The 23,127-nt window shown below is 59.4% G+C and carries 21 protein-coding genes and 1 tRNA gene; 12 read left to right on the top strand and 10 right to left on the bottom strand.

The genetic code is table 11. From position 1 onward, the window contains the following. Positions 1–77: 77 nt before the first annotated feature. The 3 genes from MON38_RS08980 to MON38_RS08970 all read left to right on the top strand — a co-directional run bounded on the left by MON38_RS08980 (position 78) and on the right by MON38_RS08970 (position 1,828). On the top strand, positions 78–386 hold the full coding sequence (locus MON38_RS08980; RefSeq protein ID WP_338423759.1) for a GIY-YIG nuclease family protein: 309 nt from the start codon (positions 78–80) through the stop codon (positions 384–386). Between the two features lie 43 nt (positions 387–429). Continuing rightward, positions 430–1,302, top strand: a complete 873-nt coding sequence (locus MON38_RS08975) for a glycosyltransferase family 2 protein (protein ID WP_241935989.1) — start codon at positions 430–432, stop codon at positions 1,300–1,302. Between the two features lie 94 nt (positions 1,303–1,396). Further along, positions 1,397–1,828: an EamA family transporter gene (locus MON38_RS08970; protein WP_241935816.1), complete on the top strand. Its 432-nt coding sequence runs from the start codon at positions 1,397–1,399 to the stop codon at positions 1,826–1,828. 13 nt (positions 1,829–1,841) lie between these two features. Here the strand turns inward: MON38_RS08970 and MON38_RS08965 are convergent, their stop codons facing one another. The 5 genes from MON38_RS08965 to pdxH all read right to left on the bottom strand — a co-directional run bounded on the left by MON38_RS08965 (position 1,842) and on the right by pdxH (position 8,078). Further along, positions 1,842–3,677 carry a hypothetical protein gene (locus MON38_RS08965; RefSeq protein WP_241935815.1) on the bottom strand — a complete coding sequence of 612 codons (1,836 nt, stop codon included), beginning with the start codon at positions 3,675–3,677 and terminating at the stop codon, positions 1,842–1,844. Then, positions 3,664–5,412, bottom strand: coding sequence for a hypothetical protein (locus tag MON38_RS08960; RefSeq protein ID WP_241935814.1), 1,749 nt, complete (start codon positions 5,410–5,412; stop codon positions 3,664–3,666). The genes MON38_RS08965 and MON38_RS08960 overlap by 14 nt, the downstream gene beginning before the upstream one ends. Beyond that, positions 5,405–5,992, bottom strand: a complete 588-nt coding sequence (locus MON38_RS08955; RefSeq protein WP_241935813.1) for a Maf family protein — start codon at positions 5,990–5,992, stop codon at positions 5,405–5,407. Before MON38_RS08955 ends, MON38_RS08960 begins: the two co-directional genes overlap by 8 nt. Further along, positions 5,989–7,320 (bottom strand): DUF1015 domain-containing protein, encoded by a 1,332-nt coding sequence (locus tag MON38_RS08950; RefSeq protein ID WP_241935812.1) that lies wholly within the window; start codon positions 7,318–7,320, stop codon positions 5,989–5,991. Before MON38_RS08950 ends, MON38_RS08955 begins: the two co-directional genes overlap by 4 nt. Positions 7,321–7,427: 107 nt before the next feature. Then, a complete protein-coding gene (gene pdxH / locus MON38_RS08945; protein ID WP_241935811.1) occupies positions 7,428–8,078 on the bottom strand; it encodes a pyridoxamine 5'-phosphate oxidase in 651 nt (216 codons plus the stop codon). A 224-nt stretch (positions 8,079–8,302) separates the two neighbouring features. Between pdxH and MON38_RS08940 the strand changes: the two genes are divergently transcribed. The 3 genes from MON38_RS08940 (at position 8,303) to MON38_RS08930 (ending at position 11,579) form a co-directional block, all read left to right on the top strand. After that, on the top strand, positions 8,303–8,857 hold the full coding sequence (locus MON38_RS08940) for a YqgE/AlgH family protein (protein ID WP_241935810.1): 555 nt from the start codon (positions 8,303–8,305) through the stop codon (positions 8,855–8,857). Positions 8,858–8,945: 88 nt separating this feature from the next. Beyond that, on the top strand, positions 8,946–11,384 hold the full coding sequence (locus MON38_RS08935) for a DUF349 domain-containing protein (RefSeq protein ID WP_241935809.1): 2,439 nt from the start codon (positions 8,946–8,948) through the stop codon (positions 11,382–11,384). Between the two features lie 119 nt (positions 11,385–11,503). After that, positions 11,504–11,579, top strand: a tRNA-Thr gene (locus MON38_RS08930). 66 nt (positions 11,580–11,645) lie between these two features. Here MON38_RS08930 and MON38_RS08925 read toward each other — a convergent pair. Both MON38_RS08925 and MON38_RS08920 read right to left on the bottom strand, forming a co-directional pair. Then, the gene (locus tag MON38_RS08925; RefSeq protein ID WP_241935808.1) at positions 11,646–11,870 is read right to left on the bottom strand and encodes a hypothetical protein; all 225 of its coding nucleotides are present in this window, start codon (positions 11,868–11,870) and stop codon (positions 11,646–11,648) included. Positions 11,871–11,964: 94 nt separating this feature from the next. After that, the gene (locus tag MON38_RS08920; RefSeq protein WP_241935807.1) at positions 11,965–12,765 is read right to left on the bottom strand and encodes a phosphatase PAP2 family protein; all 801 of its coding nucleotides are present in this window, start codon (positions 12,763–12,765) and stop codon (positions 11,965–11,967) included. A gap of 142 nt (positions 12,766–12,907) precedes the next feature. Between MON38_RS08920 and MON38_RS08915 the strand changes: the two genes are divergently transcribed. From MON38_RS08915 to MON38_RS08890, 6 genes are all read left to right on the top strand, one after another. Beyond that, complete coding sequence (locus tag MON38_RS08915; protein ID WP_241935806.1) at positions 12,908–13,711, top strand: DUF547 domain-containing protein; 804 nt, start codon at positions 12,908–12,910, stop codon at positions 13,709–13,711. A gap of 103 nt (positions 13,712–13,814) precedes the next feature. Then, complete coding sequence (locus tag MON38_RS08910; protein ID WP_241935805.1) at positions 13,815–14,468, top strand: HD domain-containing protein; 654 nt, start codon at positions 13,815–13,817, stop codon at positions 14,466–14,468. Between the two features lie 45 nt (positions 14,469–14,513). Next, positions 14,514–14,741 carry a hypothetical protein gene (locus tag MON38_RS08905; RefSeq protein WP_241935804.1) on the top strand — a complete coding sequence of 76 codons (228 nt, stop codon included), beginning with the start codon at positions 14,514–14,516 and terminating at the stop codon, positions 14,739–14,741. Between the two features lie 236 nt (positions 14,742–14,977). Next, complete coding sequence (gene gyrA, locus MON38_RS08900; RefSeq protein ID WP_241935803.1) at positions 14,978–17,626, top strand: DNA gyrase subunit A; 2,649 nt, start codon at positions 14,978–14,980, stop codon at positions 17,624–17,626. Positions 17,627–17,822: 196 nt separating this feature from the next. Then, the gene (locus tag MON38_RS08895) at positions 17,823–18,983 is read left to right on the top strand and encodes a tetratricopeptide repeat protein (RefSeq protein WP_241935802.1); all 1,161 of its coding nucleotides are present in this window, start codon (positions 17,823–17,825) and stop codon (positions 18,981–18,983) included. A gap of 776 nt (positions 18,984–19,759) precedes the next feature. Beyond that, a complete protein-coding gene (locus MON38_RS08890; protein WP_241935801.1) occupies positions 19,760–20,821 on the top strand; it encodes a hypothetical protein in 1,062 nt (353 codons plus the stop codon). A 79-nt stretch (positions 20,822–20,900) separates the two neighbouring features. On the opposite strand, the gene hisIE is transcribed toward MON38_RS08890, so the two are convergent. The 3 genes from hisIE to hisA are packed head-to-tail and all read right to left on the bottom strand — an operon-like array spanning position 20,901 to position 23,120. After that, the gene (gene hisIE / locus MON38_RS08885) at positions 20,901–21,566 is read right to left on the bottom strand and encodes a bifunctional phosphoribosyl-AMP cyclohydrolase/phosphoribosyl-ATP diphosphatase HisIE (protein WP_241935800.1); all 666 of its coding nucleotides are present in this window, start codon (positions 21,564–21,566) and stop codon (positions 20,901–20,903) included. A 38-nt stretch (positions 21,567–21,604) separates the two neighbouring features. Further along, positions 21,605–22,360, bottom strand: coding sequence for an imidazole glycerol phosphate synthase subunit HisF (hisF, locus tag MON38_RS08880; RefSeq protein ID WP_241935799.1), 756 nt, complete (start codon positions 22,358–22,360; stop codon positions 21,605–21,607). A gap of 43 nt (positions 22,361–22,403) precedes the next feature. After that, positions 22,404–23,120, bottom strand: coding sequence for a 1-(5-phosphoribosyl)-5-[(5-phosphoribosylamino)methylideneamino]imidazole-4-carboxamide isomerase (gene hisA, locus MON38_RS08875; RefSeq protein ID WP_241935798.1), 717 nt, complete (start codon positions 23,118–23,120; stop codon positions 22,404–22,406). Positions 23,121–23,127 lie beyond the last annotated feature (7 nt).

Here is a 23,127-nt window from a genome sequence, read left to right as displayed (position 1 = left end):
CGCTGTCATTCCGAACGCAGTGAGGAATCTGAGTCTAATTTGAAATCAATTCACTCAGATTCTTCACTGCGTTCGGAATGAAAATGAATACCTATTACGTCTATCTCCTCACTAATCCAAAACGCACCGTACTCTACACTGGTGTTACCAATGATTTAGCCCGCCGGCTGGAAGAGCACATCGAGCATGAAAATGGCCGCCGCACCTTCGCTGGCCGCTACTTTTGCAACCTGCTCGTGCATTGGGAAGAGTTTCATGATATCAACCAAGCCATTGCCCGGGAAAAGGAAATAAAGGGCTGGCGGCGTGAGAAGAAGGATGCGTTAGTTGCCATTAATAATCCCGAATGGAAAGAGTTGAATGGTTTGATTTTCGGGGATATCTAATATTAAACCCAGATTCCTCACTGCGTTCGGAATGACAAACACAATGAAAGTCGTTGGCTTCACCTTCGTTCGCAACGCCATCAAATACGATTACCCCGTACTTGAAAGCATCAACTCGCTGCTGCCGCTGTGCGATGAAGTCGTCGTCGCCGTTGGTAACTCAGATGACGGTACGCTGGCACTGATTCAAGGTATCGGGTCGCCCAAAATCCGCATCATCGAAACCGTGTGGGATGATACCCTGCGCGAGGGCGGCCGGGTGCTGGCCGTGGAAACCGACAAGGCCCTGGCCGCCGTGCCCGCCGATGCCGACTGGGCCATTTACCTGCAGGCCGACGAGGTGCTGCACGAGGCTGATTACCCCGCCATCCGGGCCGGGATGGAGCGGTGGAAGGACGACAAAGCCGTGGAGGGACTGCTACTGAATTACCGCCATTTCTACGGCTCCTACGACTACGTGGGCGACTCTTACCGCTGGTATCGACGCGAAATCCGCATTGTGCGGCCCGGCATCGGGGTGCAGTCGTACCGCGACGCGCAGGGCTTCCGGCGGGCCGACAACCGCAAGCTGCGCGTGAAGCTGCTCGATGCTACCGTGCACCACTACGGCTGGGTGAAGCCGCCCGCCGCCATGCAGCGCAAGCAGGAAACATTCAACAAGCTCTGGCATTCGGACGAGTGGGTAGCCCAGCACGTGGCCCCGGCCGAGGAGTTTGACTACAGTCAGGTCGACTCGTTGCAGCGCTTCACGGGCACGCACCCGGCCACGATGCAGCCCCGCATTGATGCCCAGAACTGGCGTTTCGACCACGACATGAGCCGCAACCGCTACCGCTTCAAGGACCGGTTCAAGCAGACGCTGGAGCGGCTGACGGGCTACCGCCTGGGCGAGTATAAAAATTACGAACTGCTTTGAGGAGAGCGCGGGAACGAGATGCGTGAACTGAGCAGCTAATCGTACTTTCCGCTTTGCGATTCTTCCTTACCGCTTCTCATTTCCCGATACCAATATGGCTTCCTGGCTTCCGCTGGCGCTGCTCACGGCCCTGTGCCTGGCGCTCTACAATTTCTTTATCAAGCTGGCTTCGGGGCACCTCGCGCCGGCGGTGGGAGCAGTGGTACTGCAGCTGGTGGCCGCTGCCCTGGGGGGCATCTGGCTGCTGAAACTGAAGCTGCAAGGGCAGCCAGTGGCGCTGAACGGCCCCGGGCTGGGCCTGGCGGTGCTGGCCGGCCTGGGCGTTGGGCTGGCGGAAATCCTCACGTTCGTGGTGTTTCAGCGAGGCGTGCCGTCGTCGGTAGGCACGCCCATTATTGTGGGCGGTTCGGTGCTGCTCACGGCAGTGCTGGGGCTGGTGGTGCTGCGCGAAAGCCTGAGCCTGGCGCAGGCCGGTGGGCTGCTGTGCATTGTGGTCGGCATTGCGCTGCTGGCGCGCGGGCATTAAATCGGCACAGTTGTCAATGCAGCCAGGCAGCGCTCTGGAAAGTATAGCCGGCCGGTACTGCATAGATGTCGACCGACGAATTGTGGTAGGCTGGCGGAAACGGAAATTCGGGCTGGAAGTAGCCGCGCCGGTTGGGGAAAGCCACCACGTAACGGTAGGCGCGGCCGGGCTGCTGTGCGTAGTCGAGCTGCCAGGGGTGCTGGCGCGCCTGCGTGTGGGCATAGAAGCGGAAGAACAGGTTCTGGGTGGGTTCGGGCAGCAGCACCGGGCCGGGCGCCTGCGCGGCGAGCCAGTGCAGCCCGTCGTGATAAGCGGCGTTGGTGCCGCGCGCCGCCGGGTTCACGCGCACCACGGCATAGGTGCCGTAGGCCGTGAATAGCGCTACACCCGCCCCAAGCAGCAGTTGGCGCACCCGAAGCTGGCGGGGGCCTGGCGACTGCTGCAACAGCCAGTCGAGGCCCAAAGCCAGCAGCACGAAAAAGAACTGCGCTTTGTAGAGCATCACCCGTTCGGGCGGGTACACGCGCTGCACCACCACCACGGCGTAGGGAAACAGCATAAACCACAGCGCCGGGTAACCCAACGTCCGTAGCGCTGTGGCCACGGCAGCCGGTAGCCGCCCGGCCTGGTTCAGCCAGAACAGCCGCCCGGCCAGCAGCAGCCCGGCCAGGGTGATGCCTGCGCCCAAGGTGCGCTGCCCGGCCAAAAAGCCTTCGGTGTGCCAGATATAGCCGGGCAGCCCGTGCCAGAACTCGCCAACGGGCAGCGTGGCCACGTAGCCGTTACCCGTTAGCGCGGCCCAGCCCGACACGAGCAGCAAAGGCGTGTAGAGCAGGCCCGCACCCGCCAGCGTGGCCAGCCCAAAGGCCAGCAGCGCCCCCATCCGGGGCCATTGCCGCTGGCGCAAGGCCTGCAAACCCAGCCACGAATAGGCCGAAGCCAGCACGTACACAAAGGGCGGCACGGTGTAGCAGCCCAGCACGCCGGCCACCAGCAACCCGGCCCACGCCGCCAACTGGCGTCCATCGGGTCGGCGCAGCTCCAGCGTGCTGAAAAAAACGATGCCCGCCAGCCCAATTAGCAGCCAGTAGCCCCGGCCCACGCCGGCGTGGTACAGGCTCAGTTGCAGCACACTGAACAGCCCCACCGCCAGCAGCGCCACCCGGAAGCCGGCCCGGCGCAACAGCCCGGCAAACCAGCCGACCGAGGCCCCGGTGCTAATCAGCAGCACCGGCAGGCGCATGCTCCACCAAAAGCCAGGGTGCAGCTGGTAGAACAACAGGCTGATGGTATTCGAAAAAACGTGGTTGTTCGGAATGGGGTAGAACGCGCTGGTGGCCAGTAGCCCCTTGCTCACAAATACCTCGTATGACACGGCATCGTCGTATTCGGGGTTGGCGAGGCTGAAGTACAGCCGCAGCGCCGTGAGGCTGGCCAATACCGCCAGTGCCAGCCCCCGCTGCGGCCGGCTAAGTGCCCGCAGCCCGGCCGCCATACCTGCCAGCGCGTGGCTTATTTCGCGGGCTCCGGTGGCCACTGCAGCGCGGCACCTGGCCGCCCACAAGAGCGGGGCAAACCCCACGCCCGCCAAAGCCGCTGCACAGGTAGCTAACCCCAGGCAGGCTGCGTGGTAATCGGTGGCTGAATAGGGCCGCGTCCGCCAGGCGTAAAATGGGAAAATGGTGTCCAGCTGGCGGGCTTCCTCCCACGGCGTGCTGGCGAGCACCACGGCCGCCCAGCCGGCGCAGGCAGCCAGCACGCCACTAATCAGCAAGCTGCCCAGGTAAATGGGCAGTCGGCGGGCTGCACCAGCGAAGGAAAGTGCATCAGGATAATCAACGGTGGGCATAGATTGAAATCAGCTCGTCGTGGTAGGCCAGGCGGTAGCCGGCTCGCTGGTCGGCAGCTGGGGCCGGAAAACGGTTGCCGAGCACGATGAAGTCGTAGGCTTGGCCGGGCCAGGAGTTGCGGGCCGCCGTCAGGTGCGGGTGCGGGCCGTTGGTGGTTTGGTTGTAATGGGCAAAGAACAGCGCTTGCAGCGGCGCGCGCAGCCACACCCGGGCCGGCCTGGGCGTCGGCTGCTGTCGCAGCCATTGATAGGCCTGCGTCAGGAGCTGCGTTTCGTGCCGGGAATACCGGAGCTGCGGCAGATTTCGGTAGAGCCGTAACCCACCCGTGCCAAGTACGACGGCAACGATGAGGGGCCACCGAAACAAGCCAAAGGGCCGCGTCGCGCGCCGTGCGGCCCGCGTTGCCAGCAGCGCCAGCAGCAGGTAGCCAGCAAACGTGAGGTAGAGCAACGCCCGGGTGGGCATGTACACGCGCTGCCCGGCCATCAGCAGCAGGGGAGTGGCCAGCAGTACCCAGGCCAGCATGGCTGTTTGCCGCCGCGGCCCGGCGGGCAGCAGCCAGCGCGCCGCCCAGCCGCCCAGCAACGCCGCCCCTAGCCAGGCCGGCCCGCTCAGGCGCAAGGAAGGCCCGAACAGTTCAGCCCCCATCTCGTAGAGCACGGCCCGGAAGGCCGGCCAGAACTGTGCCGCACTGCGCGTCGCCACGTAGCGGTTGCCCAGCAGGCGGTCCCAGCCCGAAACGGCCCCCACCGGCGCGTACAGCAGCAGGCTGACCGTGCCGATGATGAGACTGGCCCACACCAGTTCAATAAGCCGCCGTTGCCGCGTCAGCTGAATGGCCAGCACCAAACCCAAACCCACCAGGGGGTAGGCATAAGTCGGAATCGTGTACAGGCCCAGAATGCTGCTGGCCACAAACGCTGCCCAGGCCAGCTCGCGGTAGCGCGTAGCGGGCCGCAGCAGTTCCAGCGCGGCAAAGAAACCAAGCTGCAATAGCCCAAACTGGATAAAATAGCCGCGTCCGACTGCGCCGAAATACACCCACAGCGGCCCCAGCCCCACCAGCCCGGTAACCAGCGTGGCCAACCTTAGCCTCACTACCCGGGCCAGCAGCAGGTAGCCCGCCACCGTGCCAGCCGTGCCCAGCAGCAGCGTGGGCAGGCGCATCACCCACCGCGGCGGCAGCCCCAGCGCAAACCCCGGCCAGACCAGCAGATTATACAAAATGTGGTTGTTCGGAATGGGGTAGTAGCTGCTGATGGCCAGGGGCCCGTGCGCCACAAAAAAGTCGTAAGAGCCTACCTCATCGGTGCTGAGGGGATACTGAAGTACATACCAAAGCCGGGCGGCCAGCAGCAGCAGCACCAGTCCGGTCGCGATGCCGGCCGCTGGCCGCGGCCAGCGCCGAATGCGGTTCACTGCCCGGCGGCCGGCGGCCCGCAGCTCCGGGAGTAAATTGGTTTGGCGGCTGCCGGCCAGCAAAGCCGCCCCCAGCAGCGTAGCGCCAAGCAGCAGCCCGCGCAAGGCCCACCAACGACCCGGGGTAAGAGCCAGATTCAGCCGGTAATACCCATAATCATTGTACACAATTTTGCCCAATGCCTGTGCCCGGGCATTAGGCCACAAGCCCACGGTCAGCCACAGCGAGCCGGTAGCCAGCAGCAGTAGTGTACCTCCCAGGCTTCGGAAAAACCCGGCTGAAACTTCCTTCTTCGGGCTTGGTTGGCTACGCATTGCGCCCGGCCGGCAGCGCGCCCAGCTGGGCCAGCTCGGTCCACACGCGGTGGGTGGGTAAGCCCATTACATTGAAGTAGGAGCCTTCAAGCCGGTCGATGGCGGCCAGGCCCAGCCAATCCTGCGCGCCGTAGGAGCCGGCCTTGTCATAGGGCTGGCAGGTGTCGATGTAATGGTCGATTTCGGCCGGCGTGAGCGGCCGGAAATGCACCGTCGTCTGGTCAGAGAAGATGACTTCCCGGCCGTTGCTGGTGCGCAGGCACACGCCCGTAAATACGTCGTGCGCGCGGCCCTGCAGGCGGCCCAGCATGGCCTGGGCCTCGGCGCGGTCGGCGGGCTTGTTCAGTACATCGTCGCCCAGACACACGATGGTATCGGCGGTGAGCAGCACTTCGTCGGCGGCCAGGTCGTCCGCGTAGGCCGCGGCTTTGCGAGCCGCCAGAAACTCGGCGACTTCGGCCCGGTGCAGGTGCGGCGGGAATTCCTCGTCCACTTCTCGCAGGCGGATTTCATACGTCAAACCCAGCTCCGTCAGCAGCTGCCGGCGGCGGGGCGAATTAGAGGCCAGAACAAGTTTCACGCGGGAGTCGAAGACTGAAAATAATCAAGAAAAACGTTGCCGCCTTCCTCATCGGCGATGCTGCTGAACAGGAACCCGCCAATGGTTTTGGGGTAGAAGAAGGTCGACTTGGGCGGCATCACCGCGCCCGAATGGCACACGGCTTCCACCTCGGCCATGCTCACCTCGTTCACGATAAAGGCGGCGCGGGCCTCGCCCCGGTCCACGCGCTGCAGGCATTCGGCAAAGTTGCGTACGTAGGCCACGCCCGGCCAGGCGCGCTGCGCATCGGGCCCGATAATGCCGAGGCATTTTTCCAGCACGAAGTAGTGGAGTACGGTCAAATCCAGGTTCTTCACTGCTTCGGTGGTGTCCCAATCGAGTTGGGCGTGCACCTCGGGCCGCAGCCGGATTTTGTAGGCCTGCCCGCTCAGGTACAGCCCAAAGGCCCAGGGCTTGCCGGCGATGATTTCGGTGAGGTCGTTGGCATCGTCCAGCGGCCGCAAGGTGAAATAGGGCTCCAGCCGGGCCAGTAGCTCATCGTCGCTCAGGTGGCCGGGCAGCTCCAGCAGCAGGCGGTGCGTGGGCAGAATGCGCAGGTCGTCGGCCGCCGCGTTGGTCAGGTACATCAGGTGGTAGTTCCAGGGCTCGTGGCCGGTGGCTAGGCCGTCGGCAGCCAGTTCGCGGGCCTGGCGGTAGGCCAGCGAGCCTTCGTAGCGGTGGTGGCCGTCGGCCAGAATCACCTGCCGCGCCGCCAGCACCTGCTGAAACCGACGGATAATCGCCGCGTCCTGAATCACGGCCAGCACGTCGCGCGCACCCTGGTAGTCTTCCTCGGTTTCCACCAGCGGCGTGCGCATGGCCTCGTCGAGGTAGGTTTCCAGCTCGAAATCCTCGTCGCGATACAGCCCGTGGGTGGCGCTGCTTTGCAGCTGGGTACGGGCCAGCAGTTCGGCCCGGTCGTTCACCGATGCGGGCAGCGTGTTCTCGTGGCGCAGCACCACGTCCTCGTCCCAGTCGTAGGCCCGAATGTGGCACATGAAGCCTTTGCGGCAGTATTCGCGCGGGCTGCCCGGCAGTCGGAAGTACTGGTAGTAGGCGTAAATGCCCGGCAACTCGTCCTGCCGCAATACGCCACTGGCCTGCCACTCGCGCAATCGCGCCAGCGCCGCCGCCGCCGGGTCGTCGCCGCGCGGCACCGAGAGATGAATGGAATTGAGCGGGTTGCGGTACAGCGCTTCGCGCTGCTTCGCCGATACCACGTCGAATAGCGGCGATACGTACGCGTCGATGTCGGTGCTCAGCGTCGGGTTGTAGCGCCAGCCGCGCAGGGGTTGAATTTCAGCCATTAATTCAATTAAAAATTATAAGTTAAAAAGTAAAAATGACAGCTAAAGACCGGTTCTAAGCCTATGAGCCACACTTTTAACTTTTGATTTTTAACTTTTAATTTCAATTATGGCGCCAGCCGGCTGCGTTTCCAGGTGCCACCTTCCAGCTCGTACACGATGCGGTCGTGCAGGCGGCTGGGCCGGCCCTGCCAGAACTCGACCAGCGTGGGCCGCAGGATGTAGCCGCCCCAGTGCGCCGGCCGGGGCAGCGGGTCCTGGTCGGCAAACTGGTTTTCAACTTCTTTTTCGCGGGCTTCGAGTTCCTCGCGGCTGCCGATAACCTGGCTCTGGGGCGAGGCCCAGGCCCCGAGCTGGCTGCCGCGTGGCCGGCTCTGGAAGTATTCGGTCGACATTTCGGCCGGCGCTTTTTCCACGCGGCCTTCCACGCGCACCTGCCGCTCCAGCCCCGGCCAGAAGAAATTGAGCGCCGCCAGCGGCTGCCCGGCCAGCTCCTGGCCCTTGCGCGAGTCGTAATTGGTATAGAAAAGAAAGCCCGCATCGTCGGGCAGGCCTTTCAGCAGCACCACGCGCGAGGAGGGCTGGCCCAGGGCCGATACGGTGCTTAGCGTCAGGGCCGTGGGTTCGTCTACTTTCGCCGCAATGGCTTCATCGAGCCAGGCGCGAAACTGACGCACGGCATCGGGCAGCACGTCGGCTTCGGAAAGGGAGCGCTGCGCGTAGGTTTTGCGCAGGTCGGCCAGTTGGGAATCATTCATGGGGAGCAGGAGGGAAGCAGGAGCAAAGGCCAGCGCCGGAACAAATTTCCGCAAGCCTCAGTCTTTATAACAACCGCCGGGCCGCATTGGGCCGGTTTTGAGGCTGCAAGGTACTACCGTCGTTAAACCTGCCGGCTGTTCTGGCAGCCCGTTGTGGCGCCCGTGGGTGCCGGCCGTTCATCATCCGGCCTTTTTTTATCTTTCTGCGTCCATCTGCTTTTGCTATGCGTCCCGGCACTCTGCTTATCTCCAAACCCTTTCTCGGCGACCCCAACTTTGAGCGCAGCGTAATCCTGCTGTGCCGCGACGAAGCCGCCGACGGCTCGTTCGGCTTGGTCCTCAACCGCCTCACCAACCTTACGCTGGGCGACGTGCTCGATTTGCCCGCGCCCGAACACGCCGCGGCCACCGTGCCGCTGTACCTCGGCGGCCCGGTCGAGCAGGACACGCTGCACTTCTTGCACCAGCGCGCCGACCTGCCCGGGGCGCAGGAGCTGGGCCAGGACGTATACTGGGGCGGTGATTTCGAAATGTTGCTGGGCCTGCTCGGCAGCGGGGCGGTGCTGGCCGACGATGTGCGCTTGTTTGTGGGCTATTCGGGCTGGTCGGCGGGCCAGCTGGCGGCCGAAATGCAGGGCCAGAGTTGGATACGGCAGCCCGCAAGCGCCGGGAAAGTGTTTACTTTGGCATCTGATGCTTTCTGGCGGGACATTCTGCGGGAGAAAGGCGGGCGCTACAAGGTGCTGGCCAATTATCCGGTCGACCCCAGCTTGAATTAAGGCGGCCTTCGGGCCGGGTTGTTTGTTGTTTTACATTTTTTTGCGCGCTCCTCTGGCCCCGAAGTGGGCCGGCTAATACGAAGTAATTATGGCTGCTGAAGAAACCCCTACCACGCCGCAAGCCGGCGGTCCCGACTCGTCCGCTGAAGACCGGATGACCATTTTGCAACGCCGTCTGGCCGAAATTCAGGGCCGCTCGGCCGATGCACCCTCGGCCACGCCCGCGCCCAACGCCGCCGGCGAAACGCAGGTAGAGCTGCCCGCCCAGGGCACGCCCGACCTGGCTGCCGGCCAGCCCGAAGGGGCCGGTACCGCCGAAGCCACCGGCGCATCGGTAATTGCCACCGACCTGGGCCCCACGGCCCCGGATGCCGGTACGCCCGAGGCCGCCGCCGCCGCCACCACCGCTCAAAACGTGCCTGATTCGGTAACTGTGGACGGTAGCGACATCTCGGCCCCGCAGGCCCGCGCCCTGGCCCACTACGGTGCGCCCGAGGCCGAAACTGCCGCCGTGCCCACGCCTAACCCCGAAGCCTTGCCCGCCGACGAGCACATCGCCAGCGCCAACCCGGCCCCCATTGCCGACCCCGAAACCCTGAGTGCCCCCGCAACCGAAACCGTAGAGGACCAGGCCCCCGAGTTGCCCGTCGTCGACCTGCACAACGCTGCCGAGCTCGAAGCCGCCACGGAGACCGTAGCCGCCCTGCCCACGTCGTCGGAAACGCCGCTGCCTACGGAAGCGGGCGAAGGCACTGCCGAAACTGCTGCTCCGCAAGCCGCTACCGAAACGACGGCTCCCGACTTCACCGGCCTCGACCTGCCAGCCCAGGCTTCTTACCTGGTGGAGCTGCTGCGCCGGCCCGATGCTCGCAACAACCGCAAGCAGATTCAGGACCTCACGCGTCAGTACGAGGCCAACGTGGGCCAGGCCCGCACCGCCGCCCGCGAGAAATTCGCCGCCGGCGGCGAGGGTGCCGAAGCCTTTGCCTTTCAGCAGCCCGAAGGCCAGCAGGAGCTTAATAAGGCCCTGCAGGAATTCCGCGAAAACCGCGTGAAGGACGCCAAAGCCGAAGACGCCAGCCGTGGCGACAACCTCATCAAGAAAAAAGCCCTGCTCGACCAGCTCCGCACGCTGGTGGAGGGTGCCGAAACCAAGGACAGCTCGGCTAAGCTGAAAGCGCTGCAGTCGGAGTGGAAAGCCACCGGCGCGGTGCCGCAAACCGACAGCCAGTCGATTTGGGACACGTACCACGGCCTGCTTGACATCTACTACAGCAAGCAGGGCCAGTTTCTGCAAATGAAGGACCTCGACCGTCGCCGCAACCTGGAGGCCAAAGAGGCCCTCATCAAGCGCGCTGAGGCGCTGGGCTCGGCTCCCGGCATTAACAAGGCGCTCGATGAGCTCACCAAGCTGCACGAGGACTGGAAGAACATTGGCCCCGTGCCCAACGACCAGCGCGAGCCGCTGTGGCAGCGTTTCATCGCTGCTTCGGACGTGCTGCACCAGCGCCGCAAGGAGTTCGCCGACCAGCGCTCGGTGGTGGAAAAAGCCAACCTTGTGGTGAAGCAGGCCCTGCTGGAGCGCGTGCTGCCCTTTGCCACGTTCGAAACCGACCGTGTGAACCTGTGGCGCTCGAAGACCGACGAGCTGCAGGAAATTAAAACCGAGTGGGAAGCCGCCGGCCTCGTGCCCCGCGCCCAGGCCGATGCGCTGAACAAGCAGTACTGGGCCGCCTACAAGGCTTTCTTCAACCGCAAAAACGACTTCTTTAAATCGCTCGACAACGAGAAGTCGGCTAACGTGAAGGCCAAGCAGGCCCTCATCGACCAGGCCGAGGAGGCCCAGAACAACCCCGACCAGGATGCCGCCCGCCAGACCATTATTCGGGTGCAGAAGGAGTGGAAGGACGTGGGCCGCGTGCCCGACAAACTGGCCGACAAGCTCTGGCACCGCTTCCGCGCCGCCTGCGATGCCGTGTTCGAGCGTCCCAAGCAGGAATTCCGCCAGCGCGAAGAGAAGGTGCAGCAGGCTTCGGCCGAGCAAACCGCGCACCTCGAAAAGGTAGCTGAGCAGGTAGAAGGTCTTTCGGCCGACAACCCTGGCTCGCTCGAAGGGTTCCGTGCCATCCTTGCCGATTGGTCGACTGCTTTTGACGCCAACGACGAGCAGCCCAACCGCGGCACCGGCGACGCCAGCGAAGACCAGCTTCTGAAGCTGCTCGGCAAGTACCTCGACCAGGTGCCCGGCCTGGCCTACGCCGACCGCGCCGACCTGTTGTTCCAGACCGAAGTGGCCCGCCTCAAAGCCCGTCCGCACGCGCAGCAGCAGCTCACCCGCAAGGAAATGGCGCTGCGCAAGGAAATCAACGAGCTCGAAAACGACGCCGCTACCCTGCAAACCAACCTCGACTTCTTCGCCCGCTCGAAGAATGCTTCGCAGCTGCGCGAGGAGTACCAGGGCCGCATCGCCGAAGGCCAGAAGCGCATCGACGCGCTGAAAAAACAGTTGAAAATGGTGCGCAGCTAAGCTGCTTACCTTCAAGTAGAAAAAGGCCCTGTACATCCGCGCAGGGCCTTTTTTTATGAATTTGCCGCGTTTCAGGCTGCAAAACCGGCGCGGGCTGTTTACTTTTGCCCTACCAACCCGCCGCCTTAGCTCAGTTGGTAGAGCTTCTGACTTGTAATCAGAGGGTCGTTGGTTCGAGTCCGACAGGCGGCTCCAGTTTGTGAAAAAGCCCCGTTGCAGCAATGCAACGGGGCTTTTTGTTGGCCGTGTGGTAGCGGCAGCTTATGCCAGTACGAGGTGATAAACGGGCAGAATCACGAATTCCCGGCACTTAATCATGATTTCCGGGTTTTCGTGCACCCATTCCAGCGCTTCTTTCTCGCTGTCGAACTCGTGGTTTTCTTCGCCCTGGATGTGCTTGTAGGTCCACATCGAGCCGTGGTCGTGGACATTGGATTCGAAGACGAGCTTAAAAATGCGAAACTTGGTGAGGAGTTTGGTTTCCATGAAGGCGTACAGTTGCAAAAGGTAAGAAACGAGGGGAAGTTGGGTAATACGGGAATTGGGAGGCGTCGTTGAGCGTGGTGGCTGTTTCCGGCCATTATTTCGGTTGCCAGCGGAAGCCCAGGCCCGCGCCGCCGGCTGGGGTCCACATCGGCACAAAACTGGTGCCGCCAATGCCGCGGCCCGTGGGCTTGCGGCCCCAGCGGTTGCGGTGCGAGAGGTAGGCCAGGTGGGCCGAGAGGATGCCAAAGCCCGCGCCGGCAATCACGTCCGATTGCCAGTGCTTGTCGTTTATCATCCGGAAGGCAGCCACGCTCGTGGCCAGCGTGTAGGCCCCGATGCCGTACCACTGGCTCTTATCGCGAAACTCGGTGTGCACGATGCTGGCCGCCAGAAAGGCCTGCGCCGTGTGCCCCGACGGGAAGGAGAGGTTATCCGACCCGTCGGGCCGCTGCACGTGGGTGAGCGTTTTTACGATGTAAACTGAACCCAGCATAATGGCCTCGCTTTTCAGCAGCACCAGCCCCAGGTTCACCCGGTCGTTTTTCGATTCGACGCCGGCCAGGAGCACAGCCGGGATTTCGAGGTAGGGGGCCCACTGCAAGAAGTCGTCGATGTGGTTGCGGTAGCCGCCAAACACGTGCCGAACATCGTTGTGCACATTGTAGGAGCTGTACAGGCCGTTGCCGTTGATGGTTGTCGCGCCGTAGCCGATAAGCAAGGCCGGCACGATGGTGGCCCGAAACCCTTTGCTTTTGAAAAACGGTTTTTTAGTGGCCGCTGAAACTCCCGTTGGGTTCTGGTATTTGTGCGTCGTGTCGGCCGGAGTGGGCGTAGTCTGGGCGGCTACTGATAACGGCAGGAGCAGGGCCACCAGGGCAGAATAGCGAGTGGGCATATCGGGAGTAAATAGTGGCGAGAGTGCGAAGAAACGGCGCACCACATGAAAATCTGGTTTAGAAGGATGCCGTGCTTACCAAATTCGCGTGGGCTACGTACTTACCCCACCGCGTAGCGGAGCCTCATTTCATTTCCCCTCTATGTTGCGTTCTTCCCGTTTGTTTACCTTGCTGGCCCTGCTGCTGCTGGGCGGCAGCAGTTTCTCCGGTTGCGGCTACATCCGCTACCTCATTCCGCTTAATCCGATGGCGAAGTCGGCAACTACGCCGCCCACGCACGCCGGCTGGAACACCATCGTGAAGCAGTATGTGAACGAGCGCGGCCTCGTCAACTACCGCGGCCTGCGCGCCGACAGCCTCGCCCTGAATGCTTACCTGCAGGACCTGGCTGCCCACATGCCCAGCAAAGGGTGGACCGACAACGACCGGCTGGCTTATTGGATTAACGCCTATAACGCTTTCACCGTGCAACTCATCATCCGCAACTACCCGGTGAAGAGTATCAAAGACCTGGGCGGCGATAAAATCTTCGTGAACACGCCCTGGGACAAACATTTCATTCATCTCGGCGAGGAGGCGTATTCGCTCAACGATATCGAGCACCGCATCATCCGCAAGCAGTTCAAGGACAACCGCATTCACCTGGCGCTGGTGTGCGCGGCCATGTCGTGTCCGCGCCTGCGCAACGAGGCTTACACCGGCCCCAACCTCAATGCCCAACTCGACGACCAGGGCCGTGATTTCCTGAACAACCCCACCAAAAACAAGCTCACGCCGCCCGATAAACCCCAGGTGTCGTCCATCTTCAATTTCTATCCCAAGGACTTTACCAAAAACGGCAGCAAGTCGGTGCAGGAATTCATCAACCGCTACGCCGAAACCAAAATCAAGCCCGACGCCACGCTTTCGTACCTGACCTATAACTGGGCTTTGAACGAGCAATAGTGCGTATTTCCGGTTAGTTTTGCCCCTCTCGCAGGCGGCCGCTGCTTCGGTAGCGGCCGCTTTTTCTTTGCCTTTAACCGAGCCGTCCTGCGGCTTTACCCTGATGACCAACGACCTGATTGCGGCCACCGCCGCCCACATGGAGCACCTGTTTGCCGGCGAGGGCAGCGGCCACGACTGGGCCCACATTCGCCGCGTGTGGCTGATGGCCCGCCGCCTGGCCATTGCCGAGCCTGGGGCCGACCCGCTCGTCACCGAGCTGGCCGCCCTGCTGCACGACATTGCCGACTGGAAATTCCACGACGGCGACTACGAGGCCGGTCCCCGCGCCGCCCGCGCCTGGCTGGCGAGCCAGGGTGCCAGCGAAGACCTCATTCAGCGCGTCGAAACTGTTATTCGGGAGGTTTCCTTCAAAGGGCTGGGCGTGGCCACGCCGGTGTCTTCGCTCGAAGCGGCGCTGGTGCAGGATGCCGACCGGCTCGACGCCATCGGGGCTATTGGCATTGCCCGGGCTTTCGCCTACGGGGGGCACAAGGGCCGCGCGCTGCACGACCCCGCCGTGCCGCCCGTCACGCACGACTCCTTCGCCAGCTACCAGAAAAATACGGCGCCCACCATCAATCATTTCTACGAGAAGCTACTGCATCTGAAGGACCGGCTCAATACCGATTCGGCGCGCGCCGTAGCTGCCGAGCGGCACGCATTTATGGAAACCTACGTGGCGCGGTTTTTGGCCGAATGGGATGGCGTTGATTAGGGCTATTCCGGTCAGCCGATTCCACAAGCCCTTACTTTTGCTCCCATGAAGTCGATACTGCGTTTTCTCCCGTTGTTGCTGCTGGTGCTCGTTAGCTGCCGCACGTGTCCCATCGAGACCTGCCACGTGCGCAAGCAGCATTTCCACAACGGCATCAAGTACCGTGGGCAGCCACTTTGGAAAAAGCAGAACCCCGCCATTGGCGAGAAAATCAAAACCCACAAGGACAAAAGCTACAAGCCGAATAACGACCGCAGCAAAACGCTGAAATAGCTCGTTTGTTGGTCCACGTTTAACTCGTTGGGCCTACGGTTGAAATTGTCTGTTTGCGGGTTTGGCCCTTGCTGAAATATTCTGACCGTCGCATCATTCAAATGCCCTAAAAAAGGCCGCTGCGCTTGCCGTTGCGGCCTTTTTGTTGTATCTTCGCACGCATATAAAGAACCATTCACCGTGCGGCTCTGAAGCCCCTTCATTGGGATTTTATTAGCCGCCTAGCAACCCCCTCAATGGCGGAAGGCGAAAAAATCATTCCGATAAACATCGAAGACGAGATGCGCGGGGCGTACATCGACTACTCGATGTCGGTTATCATCTCCCGGGCCCTGCCCGACGTGCGCGACGGCCTGAAACCCGTGCACCGCCGCGTGCTCTACGGCATGAGCGAGCTGGGCGTGGGCTACAACAAATCCTACAAAAAATCGGCCCGTATCGTGGGCGAAGTGTTGGGTAAGTACCACCCACACGGCGACAGCTCGGTGTACGACACCATGGTGCGCATGGCCCAGGACTGGAGCCTGCGCTACCCGCTCGTGGACGGCCAGGGCAACTTTGGCTCGGTCGACGGTGACTCGCCGGCCGCTATGCGCTACACCGAAGCCCGCCTCAAGCGCCTTTCGGATGAAATGCTGAGCGACCTCGACAAAGACACGGTCGACTTCCAGCCCAACTTCGATGACTCGCTGGAAGAGCCCAGTGTGATGCCCGCCAAGTTCCCCAACCTGCTGGTGAACGGCACGTCGGGCATTGCCGTGGGCATGGCCACCAACATGGCCCCGCACAATATGACGGAAGTCGTGAACGGCATCATCGCCTACCTCGACAACCCCGACATCACGGTGGACGAGCTGATGGAGCACGTCACGGCGCCCGACTTTCCCACCGGCGGCATCATCTACGGCTACGAGGGGGTAAAGCAAGCCTTCCATACCGGCCGCGGCCGCATTGTGATGCGCGCCAAAGCCACCTTCGAAACCACGAAAACCGGCAAGGAGCAAATCGTCGTTACCGAAATTCCCTACATGGTGAACAAGGCGTCGATGATTGAAAAGACTGCCGCGCTCATCAACGACAAGAAGATTGAGGGTATTTCGGACATGCGCGACGAGTCGGACCGCGACGGCATGCGCATCGTGTACGACCTCAAGCGCGACGCCATGCCCAGCGTGGTGCTCAACAACCTCTACAAGTACACGCAGCTGCAAAGCTCGTTCGGCGTGAACAACGTGTGCCTTGTAAAAGGCCGCCCGATGACGCTGAACCTGCAGCAGCTCATCCACTACTTCGTCGAGCACCGCGCCGAAATCATCATCCGCCGTACGAAGTACGAGCTGGCCGAAGCTCAAAAGCGCGCCCACATTCTCGAAGGCCTGCTTATCGCGCTCGACCACCTCGACGAGGTAATCGCCCTTATTCGCAGCTCACGCGACCCCGAGGTGGCCCGTGGCCAGCTCATCGAGCGTTTCGCCCTGAGCGAAGTACAAGCCCGCGCCATTCTGGATATGCGTCTGCAGCGCCTTACCGGCCTGGAGCGCGACAAGATTGTGGCCGAATACAACGAGCTGATGAAGCTCATCGACTACCTGAAATCGGTGCTCGAATCGGATGTGCTGCAGCGCGGCATCATCAAAACCGAGTTGGAAGACATCCGGGAGCGTTACGGCGATGCCCGTCGCACTGAAATCAACTACCAGGGCGGCGACTTCTCGACCGAAGACATGATTGCCGACGAGGCGATGGTTATCACCATCAGCCGTGAAGGCTACATCAAGCGCACCAACCTCGACGAGTACCGGGCCCAGGGCCGCGGTGGCGCGGGTTCGCGCGGGGCCATCTCGAAGAAGGACGACTTTACCGAGCACCTGTTCGTGGCCACTACGCACGAATACCTGCTGTTCTTCACGGAGTTGGGTCGGGTATTCTGGCTTAAAGTGTACGAAGTTCCGGAAGGAGGGAAGGCCACCAAAGGCCTGCCCATTCAGAACCTCATTGAGATTCCGCGCGAAGACAAAGTGCGCTCCGTGGTGAACGTGCGTGGCCTGAAAGACCCGGACTACCTCGAAAATACCTACCTTATGTTCTGCACCGAGCAGGGCACGGTGAAGAAAACCCCGCTCGAAGCGTATTCGCGCCCTCGTACGGCCGGCATCAACGCCATCACCATCAACGAAGGCGACCGGATTCTCGACGTGCAGCTGCTGGCCCCGAATGCTGAGGTTATCCTGGCTTCGCGCACCGGCCGCGCCGTGCGATTCAACGAAAGCGAAGCCCGTTCGATGGGCCGGGCTGCCGCTGGCGTGCGAGGTATCCGTCTTGAAGACGTGCCTGGCAACCGCGTGGTAGGCATGGTTTGCGTGTCGGACCCGACGCAGGAGTTGCTGGTGGTAAGCGAGAACGGTTTCGGCAAGCGCAGCCAGCTCGATGAGTACCGCATCACCAAGCGCGGTGGCAAGGGCGTGCGCGCCATGAAGATTACCGAGAAAACCGGGAATCTGGTAGCCATCAAGGACGTGAACGATACCGACGACCTGATGATTATCAACAAGTCCGGCATCACCATCCGCCTGCGTATCGGTGACCTGCGTACCATTGGCCGCGCTACTCAGGGCGTGCGACTGATTAAAATCAGCGCCAATGACGAAATTTCCTCAGTTGCCAAAGTGGAGGCTGAAGAGAAAGAGGAAGATGCCGAAACCACCGCCGTATTGGTGGGTGAAGCAGGGGAGGCCATCGCCGAAAATGGTTCGGTGGTAACAACTGCCGCGCTGGCTGATGAAGTCGACGATGACGACGAAAATGACGATGATTCGGATGACGAAGATGACCTCGATGAAGAGGACGACGAGGCCGAATCGGACGACGATACCGATTTGGCATAGTTGCTGAAGTAGGAGCGGGGCGGTCCATTTGGGCCGCCCCGTTTATTTTTGGCGAACCCAAGGCCCCGCTTCGGCGTTTCTGGCCCGGAATCAAGATACTGCTTACTCTTACCTTTTTGTTCTTAACGCAGTTACCGCGTTGGCCGTCAACCAGATTTCGTTTTCGGCCACGTTGACTCTGCACATTCCCAACCTCATGAAGAAGACTTTTTTGACGCTCGCTGCCGCTGCCACTTTGGCCACTGGGGCGCCTTTGATGGTTTCGGCCCAAACGTCGGCCGTCACGAATGCCATCCTGAATCAGCGCACCGGCTTGCTTGATAAAGCTCGTGTTGACATCGACAAAGCCATTGTGAACGAGAAAACCAGTGGCAAAGCCAAAACGTGGTTTACGCGTGGCCAGATTTATGAAGGGATGCTCGAAAGCCCCATTTATGGCAAGCAGCTGCAGCCCGGCGAAGGGGTGCAAAAGGCATATGAATCTTACAGCAAAACCATCGAGCTGGATACTAAAGATGGGGAATTCGGTAAGCAGGCCGTGCCTCGCCTCGATGGCCTGTATGGTCGGGCTTTCAACGATGCCGTGAATAGCTATAATGCCAAGGACTACGATAAAGCTATTGGCAGCTACAAACTGGCTTCTCAGATTAAACCTCAGGACACAACGGCTGTGCTTTATTCGGCATATGCCTACGAAGCCAAGCAGGATTTTGCCGGTGCCAAGGCCAACTACAACCAGCTGTTGGGCATGAACTACAAATCGGCTGCTGTATATAACCGCTTGCTCCAAATTGCTCGTCAGCAAAACGATAATGCAGAGGCATCCAAAGTATTGCAGCAAGCACTGGCTGCTTACCCGAATAACAAAAACTTCATGCTCGAGGATTTGAATGCCTCGTTGGCCGGTGGCAAGGGTGAGGATGCTATTGCTAAAATCAACAAGACCATCGCCGCCGACCCCACGAATTCAAACCTCTATGCTGTGCGAGGTTCGCTTTACGACACGCAAAAGAAAACGGACCTTGCAGTCGCCGACTACCGCAAAGCAGTTGAGCTTGACCCAAAGAATTTTGACGCTCAGTTTAACCTCGGTGTTTACAACTACAACAAGGCGGCTGATGCTTACACTAAAGCCAGCAAGATGGACCTGAAAACGTATCAGGTTTCGGGCCGTAAGCTTGAAGCAGAGGGTAAGAAGTATTTTGAAGCGGCAATCCCGTATTTTGAGCGCGCCCTGGAATTACAGCCGAACGACCGGAACACTCTTACTTCATTGAAGAAGATTTATTTCCGCTTAGGGCGTACTGCTGACTCAGAGCGTTTGCAAGCTCGTATGGATGCGCTGGATAAAAAATAGCTGCTATCTTTTCGGCAGTCAGGAGAGGGCCCATCCATCTAGGATGGGCCTTTTTCGTGTAATCAAATTAATAATTTAACATAATATAAATTATAAGACAATTGTCAATTAACCTTTAAGATGTGATGAGTGAATGAATTGTAGCTTGAAAGCTTTTTCCAAAGCTTTCTTTTTGTCTCTGAATCATTGTGGTATCTCGCAATGGCTGACATGTCAGTCGTGCATGCCTTTATATGTTCTGCTTGCATCATGAAAAGATATCAAGTTCTGGAGTTTTGTTGCGAATTGAATTGCTTCCGGAACCCGTCGTGCACAGTAATGCTGTGTTACGGTTTGATATTCCCCTGCTACGTTTGCCTCGCATATTTTTGGTTCGGAATACAATCTCTCATTGTAACATGGGTTGCTTTTTGCAGTTGTAAGTCTTTCGTTAGCTATGTAAATGGTGCAGTCTGTGGTGTGGGCATCTTCTTGAAAATAAGTAAAAAAAAGTTCAAAAATTGCTAATGTTTTATACTTTTTAATGCTACACGCAAGTTATACTGTATGATATTTAACTGTTTGACTTCACAAAGCATATTTATAGACATAAGTCTAATACTAATGAATACTTAAGACTCTTAAGACGCATAAGAAGCAAAAAGACTTGGAATATTTTTTAGAACAGTCCCAAGCAACATTAATCAAGTATAATAAAGTACAAAAATTGATATAAAATAAAACTTTTTTATACCTTTAAAGTATACGTCATTAAAACATCCTAACTGCCTAGCACTATGCCCAAGCTTATAGACTACCCTCGCACCAGCTACACCGGAGCATGGGAACTCGCCGAAATCGTAGATGATACCGGCGGCAAATGCGCCATCGATACAGCAGCACGAAAACTTAACCGGAAAGTGAGCGGCTCATTTAAAGCCATTATTGGCTCAGCAGTCAAGTTTGGCTTGATGACAAGCAAAAGAGAGTTGCTAAGCACAACGACCCTATTCCGACGCATAAAGCACGCCTACGACAAGGCAGAGGAACTACAGTTTCACCGCGAAGCTTTTCTAACACCTCCCCTTTTCACCCAGCTATGCCGCAAGTTCCGCAATCGCGAACTACCCGTACAAATGCTCGATGTGATGCTAATTCGGGAATTTGGAGTGGAGGAAATCAATGCCCAAAACGTCGCCAAAGCCTTTGTCGATGGATGCCGAATGTGCGGACTAATGGACGAACGCAACATCGTAGCAGATATTGATGCCTTCAGCGCTGCACGTGTACCACGCCGCGAATTAGCATCATCCCCACCCACAATTCAAGCATTTAATCTTAATACGCCCGGCGCTGGTATTCTTACTGACACTGAGCCAGCAGCTAAGGAAGCAACTGACAGCACCGAGTATAAGCCCAACGATTCACCAATCGGCTTGTTTGCCAAGCCCAGCAGTTCATTCGTGCAAGCAGGACAACCGGCAGAAGGACAATTGAGGCGTGCCGACGCAATTGCCAACCTGTTTGGATTAAATGAAGCAACCAATGCCCACGAAACTGTTCAACAGGAACCAACAGCACAAACTCAGCAACCGGCTTTCGTTGAATCACAAACCAGAAGCATCCCTACGCCTGAACCGGTGCCTACCAGCTCAGGCCCACACACCAACACTCAACCTACTGCCTCGCCAATACCAACCATTTCAGGCATTGCAGCAGTACCCCCAAGCGGTTACCAGATGCAGATGAGCGGCCCGGGAGTGAACACCGTTCTTGACATCTCAGACGAAGATGACCTAGCAATTGCAATTGCCATGCTGGAAAAAATTCGTCGGCAATTACGGGCCAATACCCAATAATTATCCAAGTATCCAAAAAGCAAACCCATGCTCATCAAAAACATGGGTTTGCTTTTTGGACACAATTGAAATGCAGTGTCTATTCCGTTAAGTGACGGGTACTTGGCATGCGATGCCGTTCCTGTAGTACTTCAATGACCTCTGCCAGTGAAACACCGGAACCAACCAGCAATACCACAAGATGGTAAAGTAAATCGGCTACTTCGCCAGGAAGGGTTTCGCGATGGCCTGCGACCGCATCAATAACGGTTTCTACTGCTTCCTCGCCAACCTTTTGGGCTATTTTAGGAATGCCTTTTTTAAAAAGCGATACAGTATAGGAAGTTGGCGCACGTTCCGGAAACTGCTGCCGCTCTATAATCAATCGTTCAAGCTGCGCAATGAACCCAATGGCAGCAGCAGGTATTGCTGACTGGTCGGCCTGTTCAAAGCAGCTCACAGTGCCGCGGTGGCACGTCGGCCCGACGGGCGTTGCGCGAATTAATACCGTGTCTGCGTCGCAATCGACATGCAGGCTATCTACTTGGAGGAAATTGCCGCTTTCCTCGCCTTTGGTCCATAAACGTTGCCGGGAACGCGAATAAAAGGTGACACGCCCCTCCTGCCGGGTTTTCGCCCACGATTCCGCATTCAGGTAGCCCAACATAAGAACCTGACCGGTAGCCGCATCCTGCACGATAGCAGGCGCCAACCCGGTGGTGGGGTCGAAACAAAGAGTATCGAGAGAAGCGGGTTGGGGAATCATTACGAATTGAAGAAACTGAGAAGTAAGAAAAATTACGATTAGAGCCGCACGGCAACACCTGCAGTGTGCAGGTACGTTTTTAAAGCCGGCAGCGCAGTTTCGTTGAAATGAAAAATGCTGGCGGCTAAGGCTGCATCGGCCCCACCGGCTTCGAACACAGCGGTGAAATCGGCAGGCTGGCCGGCCCCACCCGACGCAATCACTGGAATGGAAACAGCATCGGCTACCGCACGGGTTAGCTCAAGGGCGAACCCGGATTTGGTGCCGTCGTGGCTCATCGAGGTGAGCAGGAGTTCACCCGCACCGCGCTCAGCCGCCTCGCGGCACCAGGCCACGGCCTGCCGGCCGGTGGGCGTGGTACCGGCGCGTGTCATAACCTGCCATTCAGTCCCGACCAACCGGACATCAACGGCCACCACCACACACTGCGAACCGAAGCGGCGCGCCAGCTCATTGATGAAATCCGGCCGGGCAAGCGCGGCGGAGTTGATGGACACTTTATCGGCCCCGCTCAGCAGCAAAGCCTCCACATCGGCCACGGTATTGATGCCCCCACCAACGGTGAAGGGAATGTCGAGGACGCGGGCCACATTGCGCACCAATTCGGTGAGGGGCTGCCGCCGCTGATTGGTGGCCGTGATGTCGAGAAATACCAACTCGTCGGCCCCTTCGCGTGCGTAACGCTCGGCCAAGGCCACTGGGTCACCGGCATCGCGCAGCCCTTCAAACTGAATGCCTTTTACAGTGCGCCCATCCCGGACATCGAGGCAGGGAATTAAACGTTTTTTGACCACGGGATAAGTAAGATTAAGCAAACGGCAATTTTGAATATCCGGCTTAGATGAATTGCCGCAAATCAGGCAACGCAATGGTGCCTTCGTACAAAGCTTTGCCGATAATAGCCCCGTGCATACCGATTTCGGCCAGGGCTTCGAGGTCGGCAATGGTGGTAACCCCCCCACTGGCCACGAAGCGAGCCTTGGGAAACTGCTGCACGAGCTGCTGGTACGTGCGCTGAGCCGGGCCTTGTAGCAAGCCGTCTTTGCTCACATCGGTACAGATGAACGTGGTAGCGCCCAGCAACAGGTATTGCTCAATGAAGCCGGCCAAGGTCAGCGTGCTCTGCTCGGCCCAGGCGTTGATGAGGATGTGTGCGCCCTTGAAATCAGCGCCAAGAAAAACAGCCTCGGCACCGTGGGTGGCCAGCCAACGTTGAACGGTAGCCGGCTCGCGCACCGCCAAACTACCCGCCGTAACGTGCCGGGCGCCGGCATTGAAAACCTGCGCCAGGGCTTCGTCGGTTTGAATGCCGCCGCCGGCGTCAATGTCGAGGCTGGTGTGCCGGGCAATGGCTTCCAGCACCGCCAAATTGACCGGCTTGTGCGCGCGGGCTCCGTCGAGGTCCACAAGATGCAGGCGCTTCAGGCCTGCATCGGCGAAGCGTTGGGCCACGGCAACGGGGTCGGCATCGTAGGTGGTCTGGCGGGCAAAGTCGCCGGCGCTGAGCCGGACACATTGGCCGTTGATGATGTCGATGGCAGGGATGATTTCCACGGAGGCA

The organism is Hymenobacter cyanobacteriorum, assembly GCF_022631375.1.
Classification (GTDB): Bacteria; Bacteroidota; Bacteroidia; order Cytophagales; family Hymenobacteraceae; genus Hymenobacter; species Hymenobacter cyanobacteriorum.
The sequence above is the reverse complement of the archived record's forward strand: the minus strand, read 5'-3'. Positions and strand labels throughout refer to the sequence as shown.

Excerpts from the sequence above, each read along its gene's own strand:
- MON38_RS08980 (WP_338423759.1), top strand. The coding sequence starts at position 78 with ATGAAAATGAATACCTATTACGTCTATCTCCTCACTAATCCAAAACGC.
- MON38_RS08975 (WP_241935989.1), top strand. The coding sequence starts at position 430 with ATGAAAGTCGTTGGCTTCACCTTCGTTCGCAACGCCATCAAATACGAT.
- MON38_RS08970 (WP_241935816.1), top strand. The coding sequence starts at position 1,397 with ATGGCTTCCTGGCTTCCGCTGGCGCTGCTCACGGCCCTGTGCCTGGCG.
- MON38_RS08965 (WP_241935815.1), bottom strand. The coding sequence starts at position 3,677 with ATGCCCACCGTTGATTATCCTGATGCACTTTCCTTCGCTGGTGCAGCC.
- MON38_RS08960 (WP_241935814.1), bottom strand. The coding sequence starts at position 5,412 with ATGCGTAGCCAACCAAGCCCGAAGAAGGAAGTTTCAGCCGGGTTTTTC.
- MON38_RS08950 (WP_241935812.1), bottom strand. The coding sequence starts at position 7,320 with ATGGCTGAAATTCAACCCCTGCGCGGCTGGCGCTACAACCCGACGCTG.
- pdxH (WP_241935811.1), bottom strand. The coding sequence starts at position 8,078 with ATGAATGATTCCCAACTGGCCGACCTGCGCAAAACCTACGCGCAGCGC.
- MON38_RS08940 (WP_241935810.1), top strand. The coding sequence starts at position 8,303 with ATGCGTCCCGGCACTCTGCTTATCTCCAAACCCTTTCTCGGCGACCCC.
- MON38_RS08935 (WP_241935809.1), top strand. The coding sequence starts at position 8,946 with ATGGCTGCTGAAGAAACCCCTACCACGCCGCAAGCCGGCGGTCCCGAC.
- MON38_RS08925 (WP_241935808.1), bottom strand. The coding sequence starts at position 11,870 with ATGGAAACCAAACTCCTCACCAAGTTTCGCATTTTTAAGCTCGTCTTC.
- MON38_RS08920 (WP_241935807.1), bottom strand. The coding sequence starts at position 12,765 with ATGCCCACTCGCTATTCTGCCCTGGTGGCCCTGCTCCTGCCGTTATCA.
- MON38_RS08915 (WP_241935806.1), top strand. The coding sequence starts at position 12,908 with ATGTTGCGTTCTTCCCGTTTGTTTACCTTGCTGGCCCTGCTGCTGCTG.
- MON38_RS08910 (WP_241935805.1), top strand. The coding sequence starts at position 13,815 with ATGACCAACGACCTGATTGCGGCCACCGCCGCCCACATGGAGCACCTG.
- MON38_RS08905 (WP_241935804.1), top strand. The coding sequence starts at position 14,514 with ATGAAGTCGATACTGCGTTTTCTCCCGTTGTTGCTGCTGGTGCTCGTT.
- gyrA (WP_241935803.1), top strand. The coding sequence starts at position 14,978 with ATGGCGGAAGGCGAAAAAATCATTCCGATAAACATCGAAGACGAGATG.
- MON38_RS08895 (WP_241935802.1), top strand. The coding sequence starts at position 17,823 with ATGAAGAAGACTTTTTTGACGCTCGCTGCCGCTGCCACTTTGGCCACT.
- MON38_RS08890 (WP_241935801.1), top strand. The coding sequence starts at position 19,760 with ATGCCCAAGCTTATAGACTACCCTCGCACCAGCTACACCGGAGCATGG.
- hisIE (WP_241935800.1), bottom strand. The coding sequence starts at position 21,566 with ATGATTCCCCAACCCGCTTCTCTCGATACTCTTTGTTTCGACCCCACC.